Source organism: Actinomycetes bacterium (genome assembly GCA_024222295.1).
Classification (GTDB): Bacteria; Actinomycetota; Acidimicrobiia; order Acidimicrobiales; family Microtrichaceae; genus JAAEPF01.
Window position 1 is genome coordinate 308,995 of record JAAEPF010000017.1, and the last position, 25,207, is coordinate 334,201.

The 25,207-nt window shown below is 68.0% G+C and carries 29 protein-coding genes; 11 read left to right on the forward strand and 18 right to left on the reverse strand.

The features are described 5' to 3' along the window. The first annotated feature begins 36 nt into the window (after positions 1 to 36). Positions 37 to 831, forward strand: a complete 795-nt coding sequence (locus tag GY812_04200; GenBank protein ID MCP4434687.1) for an SGNH/GDSL hydrolase family protein — start codon at positions 37 to 39, stop codon at positions 829 to 831. Here the strand turns inward: GY812_04200 and GY812_04205 are convergent. Continuing rightward, positions 820 to 1,743, reverse strand: coding sequence for an MBL fold metallo-hydrolase (locus tag GY812_04205; protein ID MCP4434688.1), 924 nt, complete (start codon positions 1,741 to 1,743; stop codon positions 820 to 822). The genes GY812_04200 and GY812_04205 overlap by 12 nt on opposite strands. Before the next feature lie 114 nt (positions 1,744 to 1,857). On the opposite strand from GY812_04205, the gene GY812_04210 reads away from it, so the two are divergent. The 3 genes from GY812_04210 to GY812_04220 all read left to right on the forward strand — a co-directional run bounded on the left by GY812_04210 (position 1,858) and on the right by GY812_04220 (position 3,612). Beyond that, positions 1,858 to 2,640 (forward strand): SDR family oxidoreductase, encoded by a 783-nt coding sequence (locus tag GY812_04210; protein ID MCP4434689.1) that lies wholly within the window; start codon positions 1,858 to 1,860, stop codon positions 2,638 to 2,640. After that, complete coding sequence (locus GY812_04215) at positions 2,637 to 3,095, forward strand: cupin domain-containing protein (protein MCP4434690.1); 459 nt, start codon at positions 2,637 to 2,639, stop codon at positions 3,093 to 3,095. The genes GY812_04210 and GY812_04215 overlap by 4 nt, the downstream gene beginning before the upstream one ends. Before the next feature lie 73 nt (positions 3,096 to 3,168). Beyond that, positions 3,169 to 3,612: a VOC family protein gene (locus GY812_04220; GenBank protein MCP4434691.1), complete on the forward strand. Its 444-nt coding sequence runs from the start codon at positions 3,169 to 3,171 to the stop codon at positions 3,610 to 3,612. Between the two features lie 17 nt (positions 3,613 to 3,629). Here GY812_04220 and GY812_04225 read toward each other — a convergent pair whose 3' ends face one another. Both GY812_04225 and GY812_04230 read right to left on the reverse strand, forming a co-directional pair. Beyond that, a complete protein-coding gene (locus GY812_04225; protein MCP4434692.1) occupies positions 3,630 to 4,556 on the reverse strand; it encodes a sodium:calcium antiporter in 927 nt (308 codons plus the stop codon). A gap of 13 nt (positions 4,557 to 4,569) precedes the next feature. Further along, positions 4,570 to 4,902, reverse strand: coding sequence for a lactoylglutathione lyase (locus tag GY812_04230; protein MCP4434693.1), 333 nt, complete (start codon positions 4,900 to 4,902; stop codon positions 4,570 to 4,572). On the opposite strand from GY812_04230, the gene GY812_04235 reads away from it, so the two are divergent. After that, the gene (locus GY812_04235) at positions 4,903 to 5,130 is read left to right on the forward strand and encodes a hypothetical protein (protein MCP4434694.1); all 228 of its coding nucleotides are present in this window, start codon (positions 4,903 to 4,905) and stop codon (positions 5,128 to 5,130) included. On the opposite strand, the gene GY812_04240 is transcribed toward GY812_04235, so the two are convergent. The 3 genes from GY812_04240 to GY812_04250 are packed head-to-tail and all read right to left on the reverse strand — an operon-like array spanning position 5,127 to position 7,950. Then, positions 5,127 to 5,999: an ABC transporter ATP-binding protein gene (locus GY812_04240; protein ID MCP4434695.1), complete on the reverse strand. Its 873-nt coding sequence runs from the start codon at positions 5,997 to 5,999 to the stop codon at positions 5,127 to 5,129. The two genes, GY812_04235 and GY812_04240, sit on opposite strands and share 4 nt — an antisense overlap. Then, positions 5,996 to 6,832 (reverse strand): ABC transporter ATP-binding protein, encoded by an 837-nt coding sequence (locus tag GY812_04245; GenBank protein MCP4434696.1) that lies wholly within the window; start codon positions 6,830 to 6,832, stop codon positions 5,996 to 5,998. Before GY812_04245 ends, GY812_04240 begins: the two co-directional genes overlap by 4 nt. Then, positions 6,829 to 7,950, reverse strand: coding sequence for an ABC transporter permease (locus tag GY812_04250; GenBank protein MCP4434697.1), 1,122 nt, complete (start codon positions 7,948 to 7,950; stop codon positions 6,829 to 6,831). The genes GY812_04245 and GY812_04250 overlap by 4 nt, the downstream gene beginning before the upstream one ends. A gap of 136 nt (positions 7,951 to 8,086) precedes the next feature. Between GY812_04250 and GY812_04255 the strand changes: the two genes are divergently transcribed. Both GY812_04255 and GY812_04260 read left to right on the forward strand, forming a co-directional pair. Beyond that, on the forward strand, positions 8,087 to 8,392 hold the full coding sequence (locus tag GY812_04255) for a cysteine methyltransferase (GenBank protein MCP4434698.1): 306 nt from the start codon (positions 8,087 to 8,089) through the stop codon (positions 8,390 to 8,392). A 56-nt stretch (positions 8,393 to 8,448) separates the two neighbouring features. Next, a complete protein-coding gene (locus tag GY812_04260) occupies positions 8,449 to 9,411 on the forward strand; it encodes a hypothetical protein (protein ID MCP4434699.1) in 963 nt (320 codons plus the stop codon). A gap of 169 nt (positions 9,412 to 9,580) precedes the next feature. Here GY812_04260 and GY812_04265 read toward each other — a convergent pair whose 3' ends face one another. The 7 genes from GY812_04265 to GY812_04295 all read right to left on the reverse strand — a co-directional run bounded on the left by GY812_04265 (position 9,581) and on the right by GY812_04295 (position 17,002). After that, positions 9,581 to 10,360, reverse strand: coding sequence for an enoyl-CoA hydratase (locus GY812_04265; GenBank protein ID MCP4434700.1), 780 nt, complete (start codon positions 10,358 to 10,360; stop codon positions 9,581 to 9,583). 117 nt (positions 10,361 to 10,477) lie between these two features. Then, positions 10,478 to 12,190 carry a hypothetical protein gene (locus tag GY812_04270; protein MCP4434701.1) on the reverse strand — a complete coding sequence of 571 codons (1,713 nt, stop codon included), beginning with the start codon at positions 12,188 to 12,190 and terminating at the stop codon, positions 10,478 to 10,480. Beyond that, entirely contained in the window at positions 12,187 to 13,329 is a 1,143-nt protein-coding gene (locus tag GY812_04275) for a glycoside hydrolase family 5 protein (protein MCP4434702.1), read from the reverse strand. Before GY812_04275 ends, GY812_04270 begins: the two co-directional genes overlap by 4 nt. A gap of 3 nt (positions 13,330 to 13,332) precedes the next feature. After that, positions 13,333 to 13,521: a hypothetical protein gene (locus GY812_04280; protein MCP4434703.1), complete on the reverse strand. Its 189-nt coding sequence runs from the start codon at positions 13,519 to 13,521 to the stop codon at positions 13,333 to 13,335. A gap of 110 nt (positions 13,522 to 13,631) precedes the next feature. Then, entirely contained in the window at positions 13,632 to 15,131 is a 1,500-nt protein-coding gene (locus tag GY812_04285) for a M1 family metallopeptidase (GenBank protein ID MCP4434704.1), read from the reverse strand. A gap of 24 nt (positions 15,132 to 15,155) precedes the next feature. Further along, on the reverse strand, positions 15,156 to 15,929 hold the full coding sequence (locus tag GY812_04290) for an SDR family oxidoreductase (protein ID MCP4434705.1): 774 nt from the start codon (positions 15,927 to 15,929) through the stop codon (positions 15,156 to 15,158). A 152-nt stretch (positions 15,930 to 16,081) separates the two neighbouring features. Next, positions 16,082 to 17,002, reverse strand: coding sequence for a thioesterase (locus GY812_04295; GenBank protein ID MCP4434706.1), 921 nt, complete (start codon positions 17,000 to 17,002; stop codon positions 16,082 to 16,084). Positions 17,003 to 17,047: 45 nt separating this feature from the next. On the opposite strand from GY812_04295, the gene GY812_04300 reads away from it, so the two are divergent. Genes GY812_04300 through GY812_04310 form a run of 3 tightly spaced genes read left to right on the forward strand, consistent with a single transcriptional unit; the run spans position 17,048 to position 19,580 of the window. Then, positions 17,048 to 17,923 (forward strand): hypothetical protein, encoded by an 876-nt coding sequence (locus tag GY812_04300; GenBank protein MCP4434707.1) that lies wholly within the window; start codon positions 17,048 to 17,050, stop codon positions 17,921 to 17,923. Beyond that, positions 17,920 to 19,182 (forward strand): hypothetical protein, encoded by a 1,263-nt coding sequence (locus GY812_04305; GenBank protein ID MCP4434708.1) that lies wholly within the window; start codon positions 17,920 to 17,922, stop codon positions 19,180 to 19,182. Before GY812_04300 ends, GY812_04305 begins: the two co-directional genes overlap by 4 nt. 20 nt (positions 19,183 to 19,202) lie before the next feature. Next, on the forward strand, positions 19,203 to 19,580 hold the full coding sequence (locus GY812_04310; GenBank protein MCP4434709.1) for an FKBP-type peptidyl-prolyl cis-trans isomerase: 378 nt from the start codon (positions 19,203 to 19,205) through the stop codon (positions 19,578 to 19,580). Positions 19,581 to 19,585: 5 nt separating this feature from the next. On the opposite strand, the gene GY812_04315 is transcribed toward GY812_04310, so the two are convergent. The 4 genes from GY812_04315 to GY812_04330 form a co-directional block, all read right to left on the reverse strand. After that, on the reverse strand, positions 19,586 to 20,794 hold the full coding sequence (locus tag GY812_04315; protein ID MCP4434710.1) for a cytochrome P450: 1,209 nt from the start codon (positions 20,792 to 20,794) through the stop codon (positions 19,586 to 19,588). Positions 20,795 to 20,866: 72 nt separating this feature from the next. After that, positions 20,867 to 21,682, reverse strand: a complete 816-nt coding sequence (locus GY812_04320) for an MBL fold metallo-hydrolase (GenBank protein MCP4434711.1) — start codon at positions 21,680 to 21,682, stop codon at positions 20,867 to 20,869. Continuing rightward, the gene (locus tag GY812_04325; protein ID MCP4434712.1) at positions 21,679 to 22,476 is read right to left on the reverse strand and encodes a TauD/TfdA family dioxygenase; all 798 of its coding nucleotides are present in this window, start codon (positions 22,474 to 22,476) and stop codon (positions 21,679 to 21,681) included. Before GY812_04325 ends, GY812_04320 begins: the two co-directional genes overlap by 4 nt. Next, positions 22,473 to 23,438 carry a nucleoside hydrolase gene (locus GY812_04330; protein ID MCP4434713.1) on the reverse strand — a complete coding sequence of 322 codons (966 nt, stop codon included), beginning with the start codon at positions 23,436 to 23,438 and terminating at the stop codon, positions 22,473 to 22,475. The genes GY812_04325 and GY812_04330 overlap by 4 nt, the downstream gene beginning before the upstream one ends. Before the next feature lie 37 nt (positions 23,439 to 23,475). Between GY812_04330 and GY812_04335 the strand changes: the two genes are divergently transcribed. After that, a complete protein-coding gene (locus GY812_04335) occupies positions 23,476 to 24,159 on the forward strand; it encodes a hypothetical protein (protein MCP4434714.1) in 684 nt (227 codons plus the stop codon). Between the two features lie 90 nt (positions 24,160 to 24,249). On the opposite strand, the gene GY812_04340 is transcribed toward GY812_04335, so the two are convergent. Beyond that, the gene (locus tag GY812_04340; protein MCP4434715.1) at positions 24,250 to 25,173 is read right to left on the reverse strand and encodes a sterol desaturase family protein; all 924 of its coding nucleotides are present in this window, start codon (positions 25,171 to 25,173) and stop codon (positions 24,250 to 24,252) included. Positions 25,174 to 25,207: the final 34 nt, after the last annotated feature.

A 25,207-nucleotide genomic window follows, 5' to 3' on the forward strand; every position in this document is an offset into this window, starting at 1 on the left:
GACACCATTTGGTGTCTCGGTACTCTGTTGATTCTGATGTTGCGGGGGGTCGCAATCGGAGTGCCACCCCTGGCGTTGGCTGCTGGCGCCGGGATGTGGGCACAGGTGAGGCGCATGGTCAGCGCGCCCCTGCCCCATTTCGAGGACCACGATCCCTCGGGCGAGTACGGTGACCCGCACGGCATGCCGGTCCGGGTGGGCGTGCTCGGTGACAGCACCGTGACGGGCCCCGGCCTGCGTGAGCCCTCTGGTTCGTGGATCGCCCAGTTGGTCGACAGGCTGCCGTGGAACGTCGAGTTGTGCAGCCACGCCAAGGGCGGCTCGCGGGTGCGCGATGTGCTCATCGACCAGGCGCCGCAAGCCATGGTTGATCCACCCGATGTGTTCGTGGTCTCTGTCGGGGCCAACGACGTGATGCACGCGACGCCCACCCGCCAGTTCCGACGTGACCTCGAGGCGACGATCGAGGTGCTGCGTGCGGCGGCGCCGGTCGTGACCCTCGGTGTGGGCGACCTTTCGATCATCCCGCGTATGCCGGTGGCGTTGCGCCCGCTGGCAGCGAAGCGATGCGTGACGATTGACCGGATCCACGACGACGTTGTCACCAACCGTTCGGGGGTCGTGCGGGTGCCGGTGGCAGAGCTGTCGGACCCGCACTTCGCCAACGCAGACCTGAGCTGGTTCACCCCCGACCTGTTCCACCCCAACGAGCTCGGCCACAAGCTCTGGGCCGACCTGTTCCGACCCTATGTGCACTCGGCGCTCGACACCGCTGTGTCGGTGATCGACCTCCGCAACCCGGTGCGGCAGTTCCAGGACTCAGGAGCCTGACCCGCCGCCCACTGCTTCCATAGGCTCGAGCGTGCGCACGGCGATGTCGGGGTCGAACCGGCTCATGTCGTCAGCGAACCCGCCGAGGTTGACGTTGAAGGAGAACTTCATCGGTGCCTCGACGGGCTCGAAGAAGCTGTCGTGGTGGTGCGCGAGGACGACTCTGGGGCGAAGCCGGCGCATGGCCCGACCGATGTAGTCGTGGGTGTACATCCGTCCAGCGATGCCGCAAAGGAACAGATCGACATCTCGGGCGCGGATCTCGTCGTCGACCAGGTTGGCCGAGCCCTGGTGGTAGATCGTGGCTCCGCCCATCTCGATCGTGATGCCCCATACCCGGCCACATCGGTAGTTGCCGGACCCGAGGTGGTCGAGCGAATCGCAGGTGAGCTCGCCCTCTGCGGGCACCTTCAGCCCGAACAGCAGTTTCGAATGCACCGACGGCGTGAAGGAGAAGGTGAACGGCCCCACCTCGTAGCGCTGGTGGGGATCGACGACCACAGCCCGGTCGGCCATCGAGTGGAGCCCCATCAGGTGTTGCAGCGATGGAGAGCCGTACACGTCGCATCCGTGCAGCGACGCCACGGTGGGCACATCCACCGCGTGGTCGAAATGGGTGTGGCCGACCAGCACCGCGTCAGCTCGCGGCACCAGACGCTCCACCAACCCGCGATCGGACGCCAAGGCGCTGGAGCGCAGCGTTGTGCGTAGGTCGCGGCGCGTCAGGTACGGATCGATGAGAATTGTCGTACCTTCGGCCGACAGAGCGAACCCCGCAGTCCCGAGCCACTGGAGCGACAGGCTGGTCGGCAGCACCTCGGCCGCATCGTGCCAGTTGAGGTCACGCTGCACCGACGGGTCGTCGCGGTGGCGGAGCCGCTTGAGGCGGTCAAGTGCTGGAGTCGGGCTCATCACGGCACAGCATCGCACCACAGCTGAAACCCTGCAGCCGTTGGGGTTGTGGCTGTGCTGGACTGGCGGCACCCGGTTGCCAGTCGGTGGCCCGCGTTGCATCTGGAGTCCGAAATGAGCGAAGGCGAATTCGCCGGCAGGAGAGCGGTCGTGACCGGTGGCGACCGAGGCATGGGCCTCGGCATCGCCACACGGCTCGCAGAACAGGGTGCGGAGGTGTGCCTGGTTGCGCGTGACGCCGACGCGCTGGACGAGGCCCGCTCCGCGGTGGGGTCGACCGGCGCGAGCTGCACCACGATCGTCGCCGACCTCGCAGACCTCGGCGAAGCAACGGGTGTGGCGGACCAACTCGGCACCACAGGGCCCTGGGACATCCTCGTGAACGACGCCGGCAATCCGCCCGGACCGGTGCTTGTCGACCTGCCGGTCGAGCTGTGGGACGAGACATTCGGCGTGCACGTGCGCGCCCCGTTCCTGCTCTCGAAGGCTGTGCTGCCGCAGATGATCGAGCGCGGCGGCGGCGACATACTCAGTATCTCCTCGACCGCCACGGTCACGCCCACCCCCGGCCACGGCGCCTACTCCCCGGCGAAGTCCGCTCTCGAGTCGCTCACTCGCAACATGGCGCTCGAGTGGGGGCCGCACAACGTGAAGGCCAACGCGATCCAGCCGACAGCGGTGATGACGAAGCTCGGCGAGAAGGTCTGGGGCTCGAAGCCGGTGCAGGCCGACTGGCTGCGCTCCAAGATCCCGATGGGTCGCTTCGGGGAGGTGTCCGACATCGTCGACCTGGCGCACTACCTGCTCGGTCCGCACAACTCGTTCGTGAGCGGCGCGGTCATCCCGTGCGATGGTGCGATGCGTACCGGCTACTTCGACAAGCCCGTGCAGCCATGAGCGGAAGTGAGGCGGCCGGAAAGCTGCCGACGAACGCGGGAGCCAGGCGCCTTGTGGAGGACCTGGGCCTCGAAACCCACCCGGAAGGCGGGTGGTTCCGGCGGGTGTGGACGGCCCCGGGCAGCTCGACCGATGACCGGTCTGCCGGCTCGGCGATCGAGTTCCTGATGGAGGCCGGCGCCGGGTCGCGGTGGCACCGCATCGACGCCTCCGAGGTGTGGACACTCGCTCAGGGTGGACCGGTGGTGCTCTCGATGAGCGATGGCACCGCAGAGCCGACCGAGGTGGTCGTCGGCGGTCGCACTGGGGTCAACCAGGCCGTGGTGCCGCCCGGCACCTGGCAGGCGGCGCGCACGACCGGCGACTGGAGCCTGGTGGTCTGCGTGGTCGTGCCGGAGTTCCGCTACGAGGGTTTCGAGCTGGCGCCACCCGGCTGGGAGCCCGGCGCAGTGTGACCGATGGCGGTCACGCGGCAGCCGGCCGGCGGGTGTGGTCAACTCTGGCCGACGGACCCGGCCGGGGACCGCCATGACAACGGAGGCACCCATGCCGTCGATCACCGGAATCTCACACGTCGACCTCAGCGTCACCGACCTCGAGGCCAGCGAGGCGTGGTACATCGACCTGCTCGACTGCATCCCGCTCTTCGGTGGTCGCAGCGACGCCAACAAGCTGGACGCCCAGTACATCATGGAGCCGGTTTCGCAGGTCGTGATCGGCCTCGAACAGCATGACGACAACCCCGGCAAGGCGTTCGACGAACGCCAGGTCGGCCTCGACCACCTGTCGTTCAATGTCGCGTCGCGTGAGGAGCTGGAGGCCTGGTCGGCGTTGCTCGAAGAGAAGGGCATCCCCAACTCCGGCATCACCACCGAGGACAACTGGGATGTGCTGGTGCTGCGCGACCCCGACAACATCCAGCTCGAGTTCATCTTCCTGAAGATCACCGGGCCCGACGACATCAACCTCTAGACCGGGCCCCGGGCGCGTCAGAGGATGACGACCGGGAACAGCACGAGGTAGAGCCCGATGGCCAGCACACCGGTGAGCCGGCCGTGCACCTTGCTGCGCAGCAACAGCAGCACGGCGAGGGCGACCACTCCGCCAACCATGAGCGTCCCCCAGGCCGCGTCCGATGACACATCGGTCGGGAAGATGAGCGGCCCGATTCCGAGCGACAGTGTGGCGTCGATCAACGAGGCGCCGATGATCCCGCCGATGGCGAGTGACACCATTCCGGCGCGCACCGCGCGTGCGTTCACGATCAGCTCGGGCAGCGACGTTCCGAACGCCAGCAGCAGAAAGCTGGTCGCGTACTCCGGCACCCCGAGTTCATCGACCACCCGCCCGAACGCGGTGACCGCAACGGTCGCTCCCACGGCCACGACCGCCAGGGCGAGCAGGGTCTTGCCCGCCAACACGGCTGCCCCGGCTCCGCCGCTCGGCGCCTCGGACACCTCCAGGGGCACATCGGTCGTGTAGCGCAGAACGATCGTGGCAACGATCCACGCACTCACCAACAGTGCGCCGTCGAGGTGCGACAGCGAGCCGTTGCTCATCAAGAGCGCGCCGAGCCCGAACGCCACCACGGTGAGCCCACCGGCGATCGCCACGAACCGCCGGCTCACGGGGATGGGGCGGATGAGGCACAGTATCCCCAGCACGAGGGTGATCTGCGTGGCTGCCGAACCGGTCGAGTCGCCGACGTTGAGGTCGCCACGCCCCTCGGCCGAGGCGATGATGCTGTTCGCGATCTCTGGAAGGTCGGTGCCGATCGCCACGATCGTCAATCCGATGATGTGCGGTGCCAGCCCCACCTTGTGTCCCAGGTCCTCGGCCCAGGTCAGGGCACGCCCACCTGAGAGCACCGAGGCGGTCAGGCCTGCGGCGACCAGGAGGAGCCAGAGGGCGATCATCTCCGGTGTGCGGTCAGCCGGTCGGCTGGTTCAGCTCGACGAGGTTGCCGGACGGATCGCGCAAGAACGCCTGGAGGCCCGCTCCAATATCGAAGGGGTCGCCGACCTCGATACCGAGGTCGCGCAGAGCGGCGGCGGTGCCTTCGAGGTCTTGCACCTCGAAGGCCACATGGGAGCCCGAGCTCACCTCATCGAGATCTGGTCGTTCCACGAGGTGCAACTGTGCGTCGCCGACGCCGAGCCAGATGCCGTTGGCGCCCAGCGACCCAGGGCGATCCACGGGAGCCAGCCCGAGGTGCTCGTAGAACTCGATCGCCGCGGCAAGGTCGGCCACATCGAGTGCCACGTGCTGTATCCGGTGGACCGGCGCGGGATTGGCCATGTCGAGACGGTACTCAACGGCTCGGTCTCCGAGGTCACCTACCTCGGTGGGTACCGCATCATCACGGCGGATGACCCGGCTGACGCAATCGAGACAGCGGATGACCCGGCTGACGCTATCGAGACGGCCAAGGGCTGTCCGGTGCTCACACTCGGCGGCACCATCGCCGTCTCCGATTGCATCGAGGTCTAGCCGCGGGCCACGGCCACCATCGTCTCCTCGAGGGTGGCCGTGGCATCCGACAACGTCGGGTCGGCGTCGCTGTCGGCGAGGGCTGACTCGACTGCAGCGCGGTCGCCGGTGAGCACCCGGATCGCCGTGCCCACGACACTGCAGCTGAATCCTGCTTCGTCGAGGAGTCCGAACGTGGCCGCCCAGTCGGTGCTGTCGACCTTGATCACCGTGCGGTCGCCCACGATCTCGTCGTAAGTGCCGCGCAACACGATGTGCCCCTCGGCCATGATCAGTAGCCGATCGCACTGGCGGGCTTCATCCATGAAGTGGGTGGTGACCAGCACGCCCACCCCGGCATCGGCTCGGGTGCGGATCAGGTCCCACAGGCGAGACCGGCTGAGGGCGTCCACGCCGGAGGTCGGCTCGTCGAGCACGAGGAGTTCTGGGTCGTGCTCGAGGGCTGCGGTGAAGGCCACCCTCCGCTGGCGCCCCAGTGACAGGTCATCCACGGCTGTGCGGCTGTGGCGATCCAGGTCCGATGGAAGGGTTGCCGACGCTGCCTCGACGGAGTCGTGCCCCGCCCCGTAGGACCTGGCAGTGAAGTCGAGGTTGGCCGCCACGCTCAGGTCGCCCCACAGGCCGAGACCCTGGGGTACGTACCCGATGCGGGCCCTGGTGTGGCGCGACGGGATCTCGCCGAACTGGGTGATGACTCCTTCGGTGGGTGCGATCAGTCCGAGCGCCTGGCGGATGGCGGTCGTCTTGCCGGCGCCGTTCGCTCCGAGCAGGCCCACCACTTCGCCATCGCAAACATCGAAGCTGATGTCGTCATTGGCGGTGAACCTGCCGAACCGCTTGGCCACCCGGGTCAGTTCGAGCTGTTTCATGCCGCGTCCTTGGATTCGAGGTGGCGGGCGAGAGTTGCCACGATCACGGCGTCTTCCAGCGCAGGGCGCACCTCGCCGCCCGTGTGGCTCCGGGCTCCGAACCCTCGAGCCTCGGGTGGCACCCACTGCCTCCAGCGGCTGCCGCGCCTCCAGGCCAGCTCGCGGTCGGTGGGTTCGTCGAGGTCGACAAGGGTGCCCGGCACCGATGCGGCCAGTTCGCCGGGCGGTCCCTCGAGCAGTGGGCTGCCGTCGTGGAGGGCCAGCACGGTTGCCGCCCGCTCCGCCTCGTCGATGTAGGAGCTCGCCACAACCACGTGCACGCCGCCGGCTGCCGCACTTGCGATCACCCGCCACAGGTCGACGCGGCTGACGGGGTCGACTCCCGTGGTGGGCTCGTCCAGCACGAGCAGGTCGGGCGAGTGCAGGGTGCCGAGTGCCAGGGCCAGCTTCTGGCGCATCCCTCCCGACAGGTCGCGGGCGAGGCGGTCGGTGAAGCCGGCCAGTCCTGTCAGGCCGAGTACGAACCCGCGCCTCTCGTCGAGCTCGTCGCCGCCAAGCCCGTAGGCCCGGCCGGCGAAGCGGACATTCTCCGCGACGGTCAGGTCCGGGTAGAACCCGGCGCCCGTGGGCACGTATCCGATGCGGTGCTGTTCGGTGGGCGAGCGCACCACGCCCTCGTCGGGCATGAGGGCACCCGCGAGCAGCTGGAGCAGGGTCGACTTGCCGGCCCCGTCGCCGCCCACGACCGCGACGATCTGGCCGGGTTCCACCGAGAGTGAAGCCCCGGCGAGCCGGCCTTTAACACCGGCGGCGGTGACGCCGTAGGTGGTCATCGTGCCGCCTCCTCGGGCGCCGTCCCCGGCGTGTCCTCTGTCTCGTCCGAGGCTTGCCCAGCCCGTTCGGCCAGCTTGCGACGTGCCCGCTTGCTCGGGCCGAGGTCGCGTCGGAACCGGACCAGCGAGAGGCTGAGAACCACCGAGCCGAGTACGGCGAGGGCCACGAACCATTCCCACATGGCGGTGAACTCGGTGCCCTTCATCGTGATGTCACGCGCGATCTGCACCCAGTAGGTGAGGGGCAGGAACCAGGCGATCCAGCGCACCCCCGATGCCATCGACGAGAGGGGGAACACCATGCCGGAGAGCAACACCTGGGGCAGCGTGACCATGAGTGCCAGCTGGATGGCCTGGCCCTGGGTGTTCGACAGCGTCGAGATCAGCACACCGAAGCCCAGTGTTGTGAGCAGGAAGAGCGTGCCTCCGAGCATGAACTGCCAGATCGGCCCCACGAATGGCACGTCGAACAACAGGGCGCCGAGCAACGTCACCACGACCAGGTCGATCATGCCGATCACGAAGTAGGGAAGCAGCTTGCCGATGATGATGTCGCGGGCGGTGAACGGCATCACGGCGAGTTGTTCGAGGGTCCCCATCTCGCGTTCCTTGACCACGCCGAGGCTGGTGATCATGGTGCCCACGAACACGAGGATCAGCCCGATGATCGCCGGCACCATGTACCACGACGTGTTGAGGTCTGGGTTGAACAGGATCTTCGTGTCCACCTGGAACGGTGCCTGCGCGAGTCCTGTCTCGGCCGCCTGGGCGGAGAACAGCTGCGACCCGTCGATGAGGGCCAGCGGCGTGTTGCCACCCGTCACGATGGCCACCGACGCCACTCCGTTGCGCAGGTCGTCGGTTGCACTGGACTCGTCGCCCGACGTGTCCGTCTTCACGACGTTGATCGTCATGCCCTTGTCGGCACCCAGCTTCTCCACCTGCGGGGCGATCTGCTCGGCCTGCGGGCCGACGATCTCCACGTCGATGCTGGTCACGTTGAAGCTCGCCGCGTATCCGAAGATCACCAACAGCAGCACGGGCATGCCGAGCATCATGGCGAGGGTGCGCCGATCGCGGCGGACCTGGCGGAGTTCCTTCTGGGCCATTGCGAACATGGCCCAACGCTATGGCGCAGCTTTCTCGGCGCCGCGGACCGGCTGCTGCAGGTCTGTTCTGCTGCAGGTCGGGGTGCATGCCAGCGCCGCCGTACGCCCGGGACCTCTGTCTGTCCGGCGGCGGTATGTTCTGGCCGTGCCTGGCGACGCCGTTGACCGATCGAGCTGGACGGACTTCGAGCTGGCGGTCGCCGCAGTGCTCGACGACACCGGCCCCGGCGAGTTGCTCACCTACGGCGAGGTTGCTGCAGAGGCCGGCTTTCCCGGCGCGGCGCGTGCGGTCGGCAACTTCCTGAGGCAGGCCCCCGACGGGGCGTTTCCGTGGTGGAGGGTCGTCACCTCCACGGGTCGGCTGGCGCCCGGGGCCCCCGGGGAGCACGCGGCCAGGCTCCGCAACGAGGGCGTCCGGGTCAAGGGCAACCACGTCGTCGCCTCTCCCTGACGGCCACACCGCTGTGTCAACCACCCATCGGGGCGGTGACTACCTACTCTTTGCGCATGGACACCCCACGCCACGTCACCCCGGGCCGGCTCCGACGGCTGCGCGAGGAGCTTCTCGACGAGGGCGTGCCGGTCGAGGGAGCGACCATTGCCGAGGCCCTGGTCGACGAGATCGACTACGCGATCAGGCCGCCCCGTCACGAGCGGCGCCTCCCGGCCTACGGCTCGATCGTGCTGCCATCGGTGGACATAAACCTGTGGACCGAGGCGACAGACCTCGATGTATCCCTGAGTCCCGCGACTTCCCGGGCCGATGACGACGCCCGCCGGTATGCCGACGGGCGAGTCAGCTTCGCCCTGCGCGGGGTCGATGGTGTGGAGGCCGTGTTGGTGTTCGACCGCTCTGCCGGGTCGGAGCGCGACCTGGTGATCCTCGCCGAGGCCACGGGCGGCTTTGTCGTGCAGAGGCGTGGTGACGGACAGGTGCGTGTCGTCGGTTCGTTCGGCGTTGCGCGTTGGGACAGCGGCGAGTGGCATCTCGAGCCACCGTTCGGGTCGTGGCTGCAACGGGCGGCCTGTGGACTCGACGATGACGCGTCGACCTGCCTCGACCGGTTGCTGCGATTCGCGGTGCATGACCTGGGAGCGTCCGGCATCGGATCCCTGTTGATCCTCGGGGCCTCTGACACGGCGGACTTCGAGGAGCGGATGTCGGCGCCGCCGCCCCTGCACGTGGACCGTCCCAGTGATCTCGGCCCCCTGAGGCACGTGTTGTCACAGGTCGACGGCGCGGCCCTCTTCCGGCTCGACGGAACCCTGGAGCACCTCGGGGTGAGGCTCGTGCCTTCGCCCGAAGCGGAGCGGTCCGTCGATCCGCTGGGCGGCACCCGCCACACAGCCGCGCGCAGGTTCAGCGCGGATGATCCCGCGGCCGTGGTCATCGCCGTGAGCGAAGGTGGCCCGGTGACGGTATTCCGCCAGGGCCGGGTCATCGGCCGCTCCGACCCCGCCCAGACCTGAGTGTGGCAGCCGCCGACAAGGTGTGCCGGGTGACCTGTCAGGCGGTGGCGGGGATCGAGGCTCGGTAGGGGTTCCGTTCCACGCCGCGGGCCTCGGCCGCCGCGATGAACACGGCGAACCTCCCGCTGCGCCGGGTCCGACCAGTCACTGGCGCGGGACGGACCATCGCTCAGCCTCCGCTGCCTTCGCGCTGGGCTCGGCCCCTCTGCTTGATGGCCTCGAACCGGCCGGCGATGGCGGCGGCGTCGAAACCGTCGCCATGCCACTCGGTGGCCCGTTCGATCTCGAGCTCCTGTGCCGTGTCGTTCGGCAGGCCCGCGCCGTCGCGGTAGAGGCCGAGCATGGCCCGCACACCGGGCTGGTCGTTGTTGGCGATCACGGTCGCGATGGCCCGCGCCGCCGACTGCAGCTCGTCGGGCGCCACAACCTCGACGACCAGTCCGAAGCGAAGCGCTATGTCGGCGTCGATGAAGTCGCCGGTGAGGGTCATCCACGTGGCGTTGCGCCGCCCGACCGAGCGGGGCAGCAACACGCTCATGCCCCAGAAGGGCAGGATGCCCACCCGGGTGTGGGTGTCCGCGAACGCGGCCTCGGTGGAAGCCACAGCGATGTCGCAGTTGAGCACCAGCTCCAGGCCTCCGGTGATGGCCGGGCCGTTGACCGCCGCGATCATCGGCTTGGTGCGCCCCGTCCAGGGATTGCCCAGTCTCGTGTGTGCGAGCACGTCGATCTCTCCACTGGAGAGCGACTTGAGGTCGAGGCCGGCGGAGAACACGGATCCGACTGCGGTGAGGATGACCACGTCCACGTCGTTGTCGGCCTCGGCGCGCGCGGAGGCGGCCTTGAGTGCATCGAGGGATGCCAGGTCGAGTGAATTTCGCGCTTGCTCACGGTCGATCGTGATGGTTGCGATGCGGTCGGAGACCTCGTATCGGATCGTGTCGGACACGTCGTGTACCTCTCGTGCTTGCCCGGCCTCGTCTCGCCCCCGGCCGGATTGGGTCGAACCGGGCAAGCATTGCCGACCCCGGGACCGTTGGCACAACGCCCGGGTGTCGGGCGCGAGTCAGCCCGCTTCGGCGTTGGCCGGCACGTAACGCACGATCCCGAACGCCGTGGTGTGTATGACCCGACCGTCCTGATCCACCATGACCCCCGAGAACAGCGAGTTGTAGCGGCCGGAGCCAGTGCCCCAGTGGAATGCCGACTCGCCGGTGTCCCAGTCGATTCCCTCGAGCGTCCAGCCGCCATCGCGTGCACCCACGGTGTACACGAGCCCCGAACCGAGCGACATGACGGGCACCGAGTTGGCCGACGAGACGTCGTTGTTGACCCATGCCTCGCGCAGCTCCTTCGCGTCCGGGTCCCATTCGAACTTCTGGACGCCCTTCGGGGTGAACGCCGGGTCGGCACCCGCGTAACCGACGAGGATCCGGTTGCCGAAGGCCGGGAAGTCAGGTGGCGACGATGTCGGCTGGTTGTTGACCACCATCGCCCCGTAGCCGCCGAGGACCACCGATTGCTCGGTCTGGATCGCCTCGATGGCGTCGTCACCCATGTCAGCGGGAAGCTGCCCGGCGACGCGGTCCGAGGGCGCGCCCTCAGGCGGCTCCCAACCGTCAGGGATGTCGTCGCGCCACATGAACACCATGTTCATCACGGTGTCGCCGTCGGTGAGCACCATGAAGTGGTCCTCAGCATCACCGAAGCCCATGAGCGAAGGGGTGGCACCCGATCCGAGGGTGGAGGTATTGGAGTACTGCGCCACCCAGGCGCCGTCGGCTTCGTCGGTGGACAGCTTCTCGCCGTCCCAGATCACCTTGTGTGCGTGGTCGAGCGAGACCGCGTAGATGCCACCGTCGGGATCGATGGCGATGCTGTTGCGCACCCAGTCGGCGCTGCCGGGCCGGTTGCCCGCCTCGGCCATGGCGGCATTGTGGGCAGGGGCTTGCTCGGCGCCGACCAGCTGGATCGCCTCCCAGTCCGAGAAGTCCCGCGTCACCACCACGAGCCAACCCTCGTCGGTGATCATCGCCACCCGGCCGTCGTAGGTCATGTTGGCGCCGGCGAACTTGCCGCCCACCTCGGGGGGCTTGACCCACTCGTCGCGCAGCTGGATCTCCGAGTCGGGGTCGTCGGGGTCGACGTCGTTGTAGGCGAGGATCGATTCGGACCCGCCGACGAACAGCGTGTTGTCGGAATCCAGCATGTAGTACACGCCTGCGAGGCCGACCAGGTAGTTGATGGCCAGGTCGAGTCCGGCGTCCGCGAGGGCTTGGCCCGACAGCGAGTCCAGCTGGTCGACATGGCCGTCGGCGGTCGCTTCGTCGAGCAGCGTCTTGTCGCCGACCGGCAGTTCCGCGAGCACCTCCAGGGTCTCGTAGTCGAGCTTGGAGATGCGGTCGCCACCGTTGCTCCAGATCACCCGGGTGCCGTCGGGGTACTCCGGTGAGATGGCCATCCCGAAGTGACCGGGGCCCAGGTGCGTGTACTGCAGATCGTCCTGTGTCAGGTCCTGTGTCGGCCCGACCGGCCCTGCGTGGACCTGGGTGTCGGACTGCGCCGTGTCGAAGTGCCCGATCGGCACCACGCTGTCGGCCAGGAAAGGGTTGGGCGGCGGGGGTTGGGGTACATCAGCGCTGCCCCCTCGTGCGGATTCCTCCACATCGCCACCAGAGTCGGGCTTGTCGGGCTCGGCCGGCTCCTCGCTGGTCGAGCAGCCGGCAGCGATGAACGCCACTGCGAGGCACGCAAGAGAGAAGATTCGAACCCTGGTCAAGATGGCCCCCTGTGCGCTGCGGTGACACGGCGCAGCAGGTCCGCCTCGGCCTCGCGGTACGGCGTGCCGTCCGCTTGCAGCCACTCGTGGAACCACTCCTGTTCGCCGCGCACCGGCCGCAGCCATGAAGCCCACGGGTACTTCGTCTGCGTGCGTCCGTCGACGAGGCCCCAGTTCCAGGCGCCGACACCGTGCTGCGCCAGTACCTCGATCAGATCTGCGGTCGAGCCCATCGGTCGAGCCAGCCATTCGGTACAGAGCAGTGGTCGGTCATGTCGGGCGAGGAGTTCGATCGAACGCTCCAGCCGGGGTCGCTTCAGATAGCTGTGAAATGAGATCACATCACTGCGCGACAGCATCGTGCGATTGATCGGACTCACCCGTTCGGCCGCACCGCTGACGCCCACGAACACGCCGGCGGTGAGCGGCTGGTCAGGATCGACCGCCTGGCACCAGTCGAACACCTTGTTGAGCAGGCCATCGGCCTTCGAGGACTTGTGGGCGATTTCGAACTGCGGCCAGGAGATGGCGTTCGGCTGGTCGGGTTCGTTGAATAGGTCCCAAACCTGCACCCGACTGTCGCCTCCGAAGCGCGACACAACCGCCTCCACATAAGGCCGCAGCGTGTCCCAGCGGCGAGGGTCGGCCAGGACCGCCGCACCGGGGCCCTGCACCCAAGTCGAGTTGTGCACCCCCGGACGCGGCGCCGGTTGTTCGCCCGGCCGCGGTATCGGGTGCCATACCCCGTCGAACAGCACCGCCATCACGCCGATGCCGTGTCCATCCGCGATATCCAGCACTTCGTCGACGCGGTCCAGGAACGCCTCGCCGTCGAGCTCCCACATCAGGTCGTGCAGGAACACCCGCACCGAGTTGAACCCGAGATCGGCAGCCCAACCGAGCTCGCGGTCGATCGTGGTCTTGTCGAACGTGTCGGCCTGCCACATCTCCAGTTGGTTCGAGGCGGTCGACGGGGTGAAGTTGCAGCCGACCAGCCAGCCGGTGTCCTCGCTCCACGACTTGGCTCGGGCCGTCGACCAGCGAGCGGTGGACTCGACATGCTGGCTACGCAAGTCAGGCAGGGCGGCCCTTGCAGTGCCGATCCCATGGCGGGCAATTGATCCGAACCTGTTGGGCATCGCTCAGCTCGCCGTGACGTTTCCTGACAGCGGCACGTTTGCCCAGGAGGTCACCGGCACCTCACAGCCGCCGGGGGTGATCACCCGGTCCGACTGAGCGACGTCCACGTGCGAGAAGGACACGTCGCGGTCCGGAGCAACGCCCACCGAAACGGGCCCGGAACTGAAGTCGCTCTTCAGGTGATCAGTCATGTGTTCCCCCCACGATTGCGGCCATGCGCGGCGCACCCTGTTCCCGAGCGCCGGTTATGCGACCTTACCCGGCGTTGTCGTTCGCTCGCTGTGAACGTCGGTCGGTCTGCTCAGTCCGTTGGGAACTGCGGGGCGTTGAGCCAGGCATCGAACTGCGTGGCGAGGTCCATCCCCGACACCTGTTCGGCCAAGGTGACGAAATCCTGCGTTGTTGCCGTGGAGTACCGGTAGTCGATGTTCCAGGCCCGGAGGGTGTCGAAGAACGCCTCGTCGCCGACGGTCCGCCGCAGTTCGTGCAGAACGAGTGCGCCGCGCTGGTAGACGGCTCGGGAGAACAGGTTGTCGGGGCCGGGGTCGCCGATCGGTTCGAGCTGCGCCGAGGCTTCCAGTGCGACGTCCGGGTCGAACGTGGGGTCGAGGTGCTCCTGCCAGAGCACCTCGGAGTAGGTGGCAAAGCCCTCGTTGAGCCAGATGTCCTGCCATCGCGCCGGTGACACGCTGTTGCCGAACCACTGGTGGGCCAGCTCGTGCACCACGACAGCCTCGATGCCCACCAGGTCCCTGCCGAACACCGACATCGTCTGGGTCTCGAGCGCGAACCCGAGGAATGCCGGTACGACCACCACTCCGTACTCGTCGAAGGGATAGTCCCCGAAGATCGAGCTGAAGTACTCGATCATCTCGCCGGTACGGGCGAACGCGGCGGGTGCCTCCGTCATGCCGACCGGGAAGAAGTTGCGGATCGTCACCTCGCCGGCCGGTGGTGGCTCCTCGATCTCGTACTGACCGATGACCGCGGTGGCCAGGTAGGTCGCCATCGGCTGGTCCATGTCCCACGCCCAGGTGGTCGTACCGTCGCCGTTGTCGACCAACGGTGCCAGCGAGCCGTTCGAGGCGACCTCCACACCTTCGGGAACGATGAACTCGAATCCGAATGTGGCCTTGTCGGAAGGATGGTCGTTGGAGGGGAACCAGCTGCGCGCGCCGTCGGGCTCCGACGTGACGTAGGAGCCGTCGACCGTGTCGTTCCAGCCGAGAGTGAATCCGGTGGATGCCTCGATGACCGGCTGGGGTGTGCCGGAGTAGTCGACGCTCGTGGTGAATGTGTCGCCTTCGGCAATCGGCTCGGTCGGGGTGACCACCAGCTCGCTCGAGAGTCCGGCGGCCGGTTGCCGCGAGTACTCGACGGCCTCGTCGTCCACGTCGACGGCATGCACGGCCAGGCCGTTGAGGTCGAGGTTGAATTGCGACAGGTCCTGGGTGGCAACGGACTCGATGGTGGCCCGCCCGGTGATGTCGGGTGAGGCCGGGTCCGCCGTGATCGTGATGTCGTAGTGCTCGACGTCGTAGCCGCCGTTGCCCAGCCCGGGGTAGTACGGATCGCCGATCGTGTCGGCGCCGGGCGTACCCGTCGGGGCCTCGGTCGTTGTGGTGCTGTTCGTGTCCGCGGCGATGTCGGAGTCGGTCCGTTCGTCGGACTCCGCTGTCACCTGGCGGTCGCCGCCGACGCAACCCGCCGCGAGCACGGCCACGGCAATCGATGCAGCGATGAGCCGCCGGCCAGGGCTGCGGTTGGTGCTCGAGTGGTTCGAGACGGAACGGTTGGGCACTGCCCCGAAGGTACCTCTCGCCGGCTAGATCTCCGTGGGGCGAAGCTGAGCATCCACTCCGCCGTCGACGAACAGCACCTGGCCGTGCACGAACGATGCGTCGGGGCCCAACAGGAAGTGCACCGCACCGCCGATCTCGTCAGGTGAAGCGGAAAGGCGGATTCCCGAGGGCATGGCGTCGACCCCGGCTGCTACCACCGGATCGGCCAGAAGCCCTTCCAGCATCGGGGTTTCCATACGGCCAGGCGCAACGCAGTTGAGCCGGACGCCCGCCCGGGCCCAGCTCTCGGCCCGCTCGCGGACGCCCAGTGCAACACCGAGCTTCGCGGCGTTGTAGGCGATGGCCGAGCGGTAGTCGGTGCCGTCGGCCGCCGCCTGGCGTGCTGCGGGTTCGTCACCCGCCATCAGGACGCGGTTGAGTTCCTCGTCGAACGGGCCGTGCGCAGCGCCGATACTGCTGATCGCCACGGCGGACCGACCTTCACCGGCAGTCAGGCAACCGAGCAGCTCATCGAGGATCGCGAGCATTCCGAAGTAGTTGACGCTCACAACGTTGGCGGGGTCGGGATCGATTGGTGTGGTGGCCGCACAGGACACGAGGCCATCGATCGACCCGCCCGAGAGGCGTTCGACCTCGGCCACTGCTTGGCTGCGGCCGTCGGGGGTGCCGAGGTCGGCGACCACGTCAGCGTCGTGGCGGTCGACTCCGATCACCGATGCGCCCTCAGCGGAGAACCGTCGGGCGAGCGCGGCTCCCAGGCCGGATGCCGAGCCCGTGACAACGATCGGATTGCTCACTGTGTGCTCCTCGAGGGTTCAGTTGCCGCCGTGGCCGCCGGGGAACCCCTCGGGCGGCATGCCGCTGTCGGTGCGCACGAGCCCCCTCGCCAGGCCCGTGCACACCATAAGCGACCGCTTCGCTGTGTGGCCATGGAGCCCGGCCGGTCAGCTCAGTCAGAGGTGAGTCCGTCCAGGTCGGCGTGCAGGTTGTGCGACATCTCGGCGCGCACGTCGTCGGGGATCACCACCGCGCGCCGGGCCGCCACGTCGAACGCGATGTTGACCACGGAGAAGGCGCACACCAGCTCGCCGCTTCCCACGTCGTGGACCCAGTGGTTGCTGGTCATGGTCTTCTCGGCGATGTTCGTCTCGACGCCGTAGCTCTGGACGCGCTCGCCGAGCGCCGGCAGGTGGTGCCAGCTGCCCCGCGTTTCCATCGTGGCCCATCCGATCTTCATGCCGCCCGGCCCTTCGCTGAACGGCCTGAAGTCGCGGCCCTTGACCGGTGTGCCACCCCAGACGAGTTCGGCAACGAGCCCGGAACGCAGTCGCCCCCTCGGGTCGCATTCCTCGGGGTGGATGACCCGCACCTCGCGCAACGCACAGTCGCGTTCGCGCAGCACGTCGAGTCCGGGCGCCATCGCGACGGGATCGTCGTCGATGGAGAGGCTCCGCGGCTGCCCGTGCTCGGGGACGGCGACGCTCCACCCAGTGGCGGCATCGAGCACCCCCTGCTCGATGGGGAGCGGGTCCCCGCCATCGGCGTCGGCGGGCTGAAGGGTCAGCACGAAGGTCGCCGCGATGTCACCCGTGTCCGAGTTGGCCAGTTCCTCGTAGAGGCGCACGCGCTCTGCGTCGGCGTCCATCACGCCGCCGCGGACCTCGAGCTGTGCTCCGAGCATCTGCTCTCGGTGGTGCCGGGTGTAGCGGTCCCGCTGCATGACCGCCTGGCCGGCGCTGGTGGCCAGACCGATCGACTCCGCGATGCGCAGCGAACCCGAATGGGCGTGCTCGGCGTAGAAGCGCACGTTCATGTGGCCGAGATGGTCGATCTGGTCCTCGGTGACCTCTGCTGTGTGAAGCTTCTGCAACTCCGGGCCTCCTGTGGTCGCCGGGGAGGATACTTTCGGGCAACGATGAGCACCGACTGGATCGAACTGACGCGCCGGGCCGCGTTCGCCTCCCATCGCCTGATCGGCTGGATCTACTGGGATCCGGTAGCGATCGAGCACTACGCGGCCCTCGGGGTCCCCGATGGGATGGGCTACTACATCGCCACCCGCGGAGCCTCGCTGGCTCCTGCGGGCCCGGGCGCTGTGACGGCCGCGTTCGGGTCCATCCATCCCGGCTTCGTGAAGGCGTCACTCGACATGTGCACCGCTGTCACCACCTTCGAGGCAGCCGCCGAGGCGCGCAACGCCGGAGTGGTTGCCGGAATCCACGAGTACGCCCCGGAGATCGCCGACGGCCTCGCCGCGTTGGCCGAACCGATGTGGGCGACCGCCGACTCGCTCGACCCTGCGGGCCGGGTGCTGTTCGCTTCCTTGCGTGACCAGCCGCGCCCCGATGACGCACTGCTGTCAGCTTGGTTGGCAGTGAACTGTGTCCGGGAATGGCGCGGTGATACACACTGGGCGATGCATATCGCGGCCGATGTCGACGGCACGATGGCCGGCATCCTCGACGGAGCGTGGCGCAACTACGACGACGACTGGCTGCCCCGTAGCCGTGGTGCCGACGATGCGGCCATGGAAGCGGCGATGAAGAGGCTGCAGGATCGTGGCTTCGCGGCCGGCGGCGAGGTCACCGACGCCGGTATCGCGTGGCGGGTGAACCACGAGAACGAGCTCGACAGGTTGTGTTCCGGTGGTTGGCAGCACCTCGGTGAGGCCAACACCCTGGCGTTCCTCGACCTGGTGGAGCCGGTCGGCGACCGCTTCATGGAGCGGATCGACGAGACGGCGGGCCCGAAGTGGATGCCCGCCGGACGCGACTGGCAGACACGCAAGTGAACGACCGGATCGACCCGATCAGCTCGCTCGACCAACCAGGTCTGGCGGTCATGGCGCGCGAGTACCTGCTGTGTGGGCACCTGATCGACCGCGCCGCGATGGGCTACCTGATCGGGCCGTGGGGCCGTGACGGCATGCGCGACATCGCGATCGACGAGTGGATGGGCGCCAGCCCGGTCTACACGAACAGGATGCAGCGCCTGCTCGGGTTCGATGGCGACGACGTCGCCACGATCTTCAAGGGCATGCAGTTCGACATCGGTGCGCCACACGAGTTCCTCGACTTCCGCTTCACAGTGCACGACGCCGACCACGGGGACTTCCGGCTCGAGCATTGCGGAGCCCTGATGGATGTGGAGCCGATGGGGGAGGAGTTCGTGTTGGCCATGTGCCATGACATCGAGGACCCCACCTTCGATGCCACGGCCTGTGCAACCAATCCGCGGGCTCGCATGAGGCCGGTGCACCGCCCGCCCCGCCAACCGGCGGACCGACACCCTCATTGCGCCTGGACTGTGGTCATCGACCACGGCGCGGAGCCGATCGCCGAAGCGGAAGTGACCGCCCTCATGCGCACCACCCGCGCCGCCGACGTACCGATTGCGGAGATAGTCGATGACGGTTCTGGCGCCTTGGCCAACTACTCCGGGGAACTGATCGACCCGATCCGAATGGAGGACTTCACCGCCGGCGCGCTGGTGGCCGTCATCGACGAGGTGTGCCTCCAGCAGCACCTGCTGGCGATGTCATTCATGCAGGCCGTCGAGCGCCGACACGGCCCCGAGGCGGCCGCCGAGATGGGTGACCACCAGTTGACGGGCATTGCGGGAATCACGGCCGAGCGGCTGCGCGCAGCGCTGGGGCTCGGCACTGACAGCTCATCGATGGCCACGGTGTTCGAGCTCCACCCGGCACTGCGCCCTGCCACGTACGTGGATGCCCGGGTCGAGTCCGGCGCGGATGAGGTGACCGTGTCGCTGCACGAATGCGCCGCCACATCGGAGGACGGCCACAACTCCTGGATCGGACTGCTCGTTGACGGGCAGCAGCGGCCGGTCGAGGCCATCGCACATGCCGTTGACCCCACTGCGGTGGTGCAACGTGCGGAACCTCTCGACGGCGCGGTCGCATCATGGAGCGTCACCGCGGGCGACCAACAGCGGGGCGAGCATCCCGAAGTCGGCGTGACGCGCCTTTCCACGGGGGCCGGATTCAGCTTCGGGGCGCCGTCGGAGGTTGCGGTGCGCCTTCACCGGTGACAGCGGTCTACGTTGGCGGCATGCCAGAGCAAGCACCAAACGTAGAGATCCCGGCCGGCGAGGCCCCACCAGCCGAGCTCCTCATCGAGGACATCGAGGTGGGGGACGGCCCCGAGGCGGTGCCGGGCCAGCCAGTGGAGGTCCACTACGTGGGCCACGCCTGGTCCACCGGCGACAAGTTCGACGCCTCCTGGGGCCGTGGAGACACCTTCGGCTTCCGTTTGGGAGCCGGCCAGGTCATAGCGGGTTGGGACCAGGGTGTGGTGGGCATGAAGCTCGGCGGGCGCCGCCGACTGACCATCCCGCCCGACATGGCCTACGGCCCCGCGGGTGCGGGCGGGGTGATCGGCCCCAACGAGACACTCGTTTTCGTGGTCGACCTGCTCGGCGTCGGCTGAGCAGGTCAGCTCGACCAGCGCGTGTCCAGGCGCAGCGGGCCGCGCATGACCGTGCCGCTCGGCGCAGCGGCTGCAGGATCCACCAGCTCCAGATCAGTCAGTCGTGACAGGAGGGCCTTGACGGCCACCGCTATCTGGGCCTTCGCGAGGTGTGAGCCGGGGCAGTAGTGGCTGCCCAGACCGAAGGTGAGTACCCGCGGGTTCGTCCTGCCCGGATCGAACTGGTCGGGATGGTCGTACACAGCAGGGTCGCGGTTGGCCGAGGCGATGCCGAACAGGAGCATCGTGCCCGCAGGCACGTCATGGCCGGCCACGACCACATCGTTCGGAGCCAACCGCGGCAGCAACGCAAGCGGTGGCTCCCAGCGCAGCATCTCATCGACAGCCGCCGGAATCGACCCGGGGTCGCGCCGCAGTCGCTGCGCTGAGCCGGGATGGCTGAGCACCGCGTAGAGGGTGTTGCCGAGTCCGTGGTACGAGGTCGTCGCACCGGCCGAGAAAAGGGCGCGCACGTGGCTGCGGATCTCATCGTCGTCGAGTCGACGGCCGCCGCGCTCGGAGGTGACCATCGACGACAGCTGGTCATCCACGGGGCAGCGGCGCCTGTCCGCCAGCACGGGGTCGAGGTACTCGGTCAACTCGGCCGCGGCGGCCATCCCGGCCGCCTGGTCGAGCGGGTAGCCGAGAATCCCCAATGCCCAGTCCATGAAGCGGTCGGCTTCGTCGAAGGGCAGACCCATCCGGTCCGCGAACACGAGGAATGGAAATACGGCGGTGAACTCGGCGACCAGGTCCGCTTCACCCCTCGCAGCGAAGCGGTCGATCACGGAGTCCACCAGGGGCGGCAGGGCCCGTTGTGCGTAACGGGCAACGGGGCGTGCGCGCATCTCGCGGGTGGACAGGTCGCGCAGGACATGGTGCTCGGGGCCATCGAGGCTCTCGAAGGTGACCCCTTGGCACGGCTCGACAGTCATCGCGTAGGTGGGCCCGGCGGGGAGACCCTCGTCGTCGCGAAACGCCGCCTCCAGGTCGTCGTGGCGGGTGATCAGCTGCATCACGAAGTCGCCGAAACGTATCGGCGCGAGACGGTGCAGGGAGCGGATCCGCGCCAGCTCCGCGTGAAGCTCCGCCCCGGGCAGACGCCCGCCGCTCGGCCGGACCTCGAGGCCGAAGTCGTGGTCGCTGACAGCCTCGGCCAGCAGTGCTTGCGCCATGTGGCGGCAGGGTAGTGCGACAGGATGGGCCGACAGTCCGGTTGGACGGTTCGATCCGGCGGCCCAAGCCGGTCAGTGGTGCCAGTGCCCGAATCGCCGCGAGCAGCGTGCCAGTAGTCCCTTGCCACCGGGACGATCGCCGGGGTGCTTTGCCTGGTCCCAGATGTCCGCGCCGTGGATCGGCATGCCATGGCCGGGCAGCAGGTGGCGCACGTCGAGTTCCTTCAGGCGGGCGGCCGTCTCGAGGGCGTCTGCGTAGTCGACGTACTCGGGGTTGAACCAGGCCGTGCCGTCCTGTGTGACCACGGCGTCGCCGGAGATGAGCGTGGACGACTCGCGATGATGCAAGCAGGTCGAATCGTCGGTGTGGCCGGGTGCGGCGACGGTGGTCCAATTGGGTGCCGACGGCACTGGGTCACCATCGGAGAGGAAGCCTGCGGGATCGAAGTCCACGGTCATCTGGTTGCCGGCGCCCCAACCAATGCTGCGGGCCTGGCCGAGAAACTCGCGCAGCCCCCTGAGAGAGAAGGGCTGCTCGCGGTAGACCGGCATGAACCTCACCGACGATTCGATCACCGGGAACGCCCGTGGAAGTTCGCCGGCCAGGTACGACTCGCAGCGAGCCGGAAGGTGCACTGCGGCGTCGCATCCCGAAAGCAGGGTCGACACTCCGCCTACGTGGTCGGAGTGACCGTGGGTGCACACCACGGTCGAGATGTCGGCGGGTCCGGCACCTTCGCTGCGGGACAGCGCCTCGAGCATCTGTGAGGCGACGCTCGGGAGTCCGGGGTCCACCACCACGAGGGCGTCGTCGGCGGTGATGGCGTAGCTGTTGAAGATCCACTCCGACACCATCGTGACCGGAAGGTCGAACAGGCGGCCTGTCATCTCGGTCGGTCCCCCGCGAGGGTGGTACGCAACAGCCTCCTGTCAGCCCAGTCGTAGTCGTGCACGTGGAAATGCAGCGTGGAGCGGTTGTCCCAGATCACGAAATCGCCGGCCTCCCACTGGTGGCGGTGCACGAACCGGTCCTGTGTGGCGTGCCTGGTGAGCCTCTTGACCAGGTTCCGCCCCGTGTCATCGGGGAGGCCGAGCACCTCGCGGGTGAAGGCGTCGTTGACGAACAGTGACGGTCGGCCCGAGATCGGATGGGTGCGCACGACCGGGTGCTCCGCACTCGGCGCCTCGGAAGAGCCGGTGAGCAGGGCAGCTCCCGTCCCGATATGCAGCGCCCGTGCGTCCGCGATGTCGGCTGCGGTGGCCTCGTCGAGTGCCTCGAGCGCTGCCTCCTGGTCGGCGAAGAGCGTGTCGCCCCTGCCCGCAGGCAACACCTGCGCCGCGAGCATGGTGATCGATGGTGGCTCGGGCTCGAAGGTCACATCCGAGTGCCACACGGAGGTGGCCTTGATCTCGGGACCGAGGTTGATGACCTCCACGATCGGCGGGTAGCCGTCGAGGTGGGGGAAGATCGGGTGCACCGTTGGCTCCCCGAGTGCGCTGCTGACCGTCATCAGGTCGGCTGCGTCGAAGTGGGCGCCGCGGGCCACGAGCACCTTGTGCTCGACAAGTGCGGCCATCAGTTTGTCGCGGGCCGCCTGGTCTGTGAGCGAAGCCGGATCGAGGCCGTCGACCTCCGCGCCGAGCACGTCGGCACCGGGCGTCACCCGCAGGGTGCGCTTCACAGTGTCGCGGTGACCCGTTGGGCGAAGAGGGCGGCGAACCGATCCACCTCCACATCGAGGGCCACGGAGGTGTTGGGGTTCTTGCCGACGAGCAGCATGCGCAGGATCTCGTTGGTGTACGTCACGGTCATCCCCTGCGCGGGCCCGTCGCCGGTTTCGATCTGCACGAGCAGGTCACGACAGCCCACCAGATCGGGATCGATCGCAGCTGCAACCGCGAGTGAGTCGTAGAGGTGCAGTGAGCCGTCACCGTCATCCGCCGCGCCGCGGATGTCGATCCATGCCTTGGAGCACTCGGCGGCGAACGAAGCCAGCTTCGAGCCGCGCTCGGCCAGGGCGTCCACCTGGGAGGTGTCGAAGCTGGTCTGGTGGCACACGTCGAGGCCCACCATCGTGATCGGTGCGCCGCTGCCGAACACGCCGTCGGCCGCCTCGGGGTCCATCCAGATGTTGAACTCCGCGGCCGGCGTGATGTTGCCCCCGCATGTGGCTGCGCCCCCCATGATCACGAGACGATCGAGGTTGGCCGCGAACGTGTCGTCGGCCTCGATCGCGGCAGCGATGTTGGTCAGCGGGCCGATGGCCACCACGGTGATCTCTCCGGGTGAGTCCGCGACGGTCGAGGTGAGGAACTCCACCGCCGTCGACTCGGGCAGTGTCAGCTCGGGGGCCAGCCGTGTGAGGCCCTCGCGCTGGTTGAGCCAGCTGGTCTGCAGCGCCCGCTTCTGGGTATCACGGGGTTCGTGCGCCCCGGCGTGGACTGGCACATCGGGGCGGCCCGCTAGTTGGAGGAGGTGGTTGGCGTTGGACCAGGAGTGCGACACGGGGACGTTGCCGTGGGTGAGCGTGATTCCCTCGACGGTCACGCCCGGCGAGCCCAGCGCGTAGAGGATCGCGAACCCGTCCTCCGGATCCGTGCCCAGACTTCCCATGCCCGGGTCGGTGTCGATCACGAGTCGCATGGAGACACTCTGCCACCTCGCGCCTACTGTCATCGACGTGGCTGACTCACCCCCTGCACGACCCGACTCGCCCGAACTGAGCCCCGAACTCACCCAGGCCCTCCTCACGTCGCTTCGGAGATGGACGGTCGACGCATCGGTACCGCTGGCCCACACCCTCCTCGAAGAGGCCGGGGACGCCGCTCTGGAGGCCTACGACGCGATGGCGCTGGCGAACCCGGCGGCACCCGAACTGCTCGAGGACCGCTACCTCAGCCCCGTCCCCGACATGGACGAGCTCCGTGGCCTTGGTGAAGGCACGCTCGGGCGGGCGTTCGCGCAGCACATCGACGCCAACGGTCTCGACGTGGACAAGCTTCGCGAGTCGGCCTTCATCGACGCCCACGCGAAACGTGGCGAGGACCAGGGCTACCTGGCAGAGCGGGGATTCCAGCTGCACGACCTCTTCCATGTGCTCACCGGATACGACACTTCTCCGCTCGGTGAGGTGAAGGTCGTCTGCTTCACCGCAGCCCAGATAGCGGCACCGTACCCCGTGATGATCATGACGACCCGGCCGCTGCAGATGGCCTTGTACGAGCCCAACCTGCTGCCGTTCGTCATGGACGCGGTGACCGAGGGATGGCAGCGCGGTCGGGTTGCCGACCAGCTGATCGGCGTGCGCTGGGAGGACCACTGGGGTGAGCCGCTAGAAGAGCTGCGCACGGCGCATGGGCTCTGAGGGCGTGCGGTAGGGGGTCCGGTGTGCTCAGGGCAGGCCGGCGTGAAGGTGCCACCCATCGGCGCACCCTGGGCCTCGCGTCCGTGTCGGTCAGCGAAACGGTGCGGCGAGTTGGGCTGCCCAGCCGGTGGGGTAGTCCGGGTCACCGTTGCCCAGTTCGGCATCGAACTGGCGGTCGGGTACCTGCGCTGATCCGAAAGCGTGGTCCCACACGGCCACGACCGCGCCATAGTTGGTGTTGCCCTCTGATGGCTCGGTGCTGTGATGCCATCTGTGTCGCTCAGGAGTCGAGAGCACAGCGTTGAGCGGCCCGCTGTCGATGTCGACGTTCGCGTGCTGGATCTGGCCGTAGGTGCCCCGCGCCACCTGGTAGGCGAGGTCTGCGTCGTGTGAGGGGCCGAGGACGGCGACCACGATCATTTCCCACGTACCGCCGATCCCGAGCTCGATCGGATGAAAACGCGTGGCGTTGAGCCAGTAGAGGCGCTCCGGGCTGTGGTGCGGCGCATGCAGTTTCCACCCGGCCTTCTCATGCATCACGCGGTGCATCGTGTAGTGCCCGAGGTCGAATGCGAGCAACAGCGTCGCGACCTGCAAGGGCAGCGGCAGGCGCGAGAGCAGACCGTCGGTTCCCTTTCGTTTCCGCCTGCCGCGGATCGCGTTGCGGATCGGTCCGGTCAGCGCTGATGCCGCCGAGCGTCCCCAGCCGTCGGACACGAGCAGGTCGGCTGTGTCGGTGCGCACGTCGCCGTGGTCCTCGTTCCACTCCTCGCGGAATGGATGGCGCTTCTCCATTCGTGCGATCACAGCGACACCTCCGATGACCAGCCCCGCCACTGCAACTCCGTCAGCTGCCCGCCTCGGCATCCAGCGCCCGAGCAGCCGGGCAACACGCGGTGCAGCCATCGAACTGGCGGCGAGCCCGCCGTACAGGAGCGCGGCTCGCTTGCGGGGGCCCGACGGGTCGGGACGCTGCGGAAGGGAACTGCGCTCCGGGCGGGTTGGGTCATGCATGGGCCACATCATGGCCGACGTGTCACACGCCCGT

Excerpts from the sequence above, each read along its gene's own strand:
- GY812_04310 (MCP4434709.1), top strand. The coding sequence starts at position 19,203 with ATGCCAGAGCAAGCACCAAACGTAGAGATCCCGGCCGGCGAGGCCCCA.
- GY812_04250 (MCP4434697.1), bottom strand. The coding sequence starts at position 7,950 with ATGTTCGCAATGGCCCAGAAGGAACTCCGCCAGGTCCGCCGCGATCGG.
- GY812_04245 (MCP4434696.1), bottom strand. The coding sequence starts at position 6,832 with ATGACCACCTACGGCGTCACCGCCGCCGGTGTTAAAGGCCGGCTCGCC.
- GY812_04240 (MCP4434695.1), bottom strand. The coding sequence starts at position 5,999 with ATGAAACAGCTCGAACTGACCCGGGTGGCCAAGCGGTTCGGCAGGTTC.
- GY812_04280 (MCP4434703.1), bottom strand. The coding sequence starts at position 13,521 with ATGACTGATCACCTGAAGAGCGACTTCAGTTCCGGGCCCGTTTCGGTG.
- GY812_04300 (MCP4434707.1), top strand. The coding sequence starts at position 17,048 with ATGAGCACCGACTGGATCGAACTGACGCGCCGGGCCGCGTTCGCCTCC.
- GY812_04200 (MCP4434687.1), top strand. The coding sequence starts at position 37 with ATGTTGCGGGGGGTCGCAATCGGAGTGCCACCCCTGGCGTTGGCTGCT.
- GY812_04260 (MCP4434699.1), top strand. The coding sequence starts at position 8,449 with ATGGACACCCCACGCCACGTCACCCCGGGCCGGCTCCGACGGCTGCGC.
- GY812_04205 (MCP4434688.1), bottom strand. The coding sequence starts at position 1,743 with ATGAGCCCGACTCCAGCACTTGACCGCCTCAAGCGGCTCCGCCACCGC.
- GY812_04225 (MCP4434692.1), bottom strand. The coding sequence starts at position 4,556 with ATGATCGCCCTCTGGCTCCTCCTGGTCGCCGCAGGCCTGACCGCCTCG.
- GY812_04315 (MCP4434710.1), bottom strand. The coding sequence starts at position 20,794 with ATGGCGCAAGCACTGCTGGCCGAGGCTGTCAGCGACCACGACTTCGGC.
- GY812_04275 (MCP4434702.1), bottom strand. The coding sequence starts at position 13,329 with ATGCCCAACAGGTTCGGATCAATTGCCCGCCATGGGATCGGCACTGCA.
- GY812_04210 (MCP4434689.1), top strand. The coding sequence starts at position 1,858 with ATGAGCGAAGGCGAATTCGCCGGCAGGAGAGCGGTCGTGACCGGTGGC.
- GY812_04215 (MCP4434690.1), top strand. The coding sequence starts at position 2,637 with ATGAGCGGAAGTGAGGCGGCCGGAAAGCTGCCGACGAACGCGGGAGCC.
- GY812_04220 (MCP4434691.1), top strand. The coding sequence starts at position 3,169 with ATGACAACGGAGGCACCCATGCCGTCGATCACCGGAATCTCACACGTC.
- GY812_04320 (MCP4434711.1), bottom strand. The coding sequence starts at position 21,682 with ATGACAGGCCGCCTGTTCGACCTTCCGGTCACGATGGTGTCGGAGTGG.
- GY812_04340 (MCP4434715.1), bottom strand. The coding sequence starts at position 25,173 with ATGCATGACCCAACCCGCCCGGAGCGCAGTTCCCTTCCGCAGCGTCCC.
- GY812_04330 (MCP4434713.1), bottom strand. The coding sequence starts at position 23,438 with ATGCGACTCGTGATCGACACCGACCCGGGCATGGGAAGTCTGGGCACG.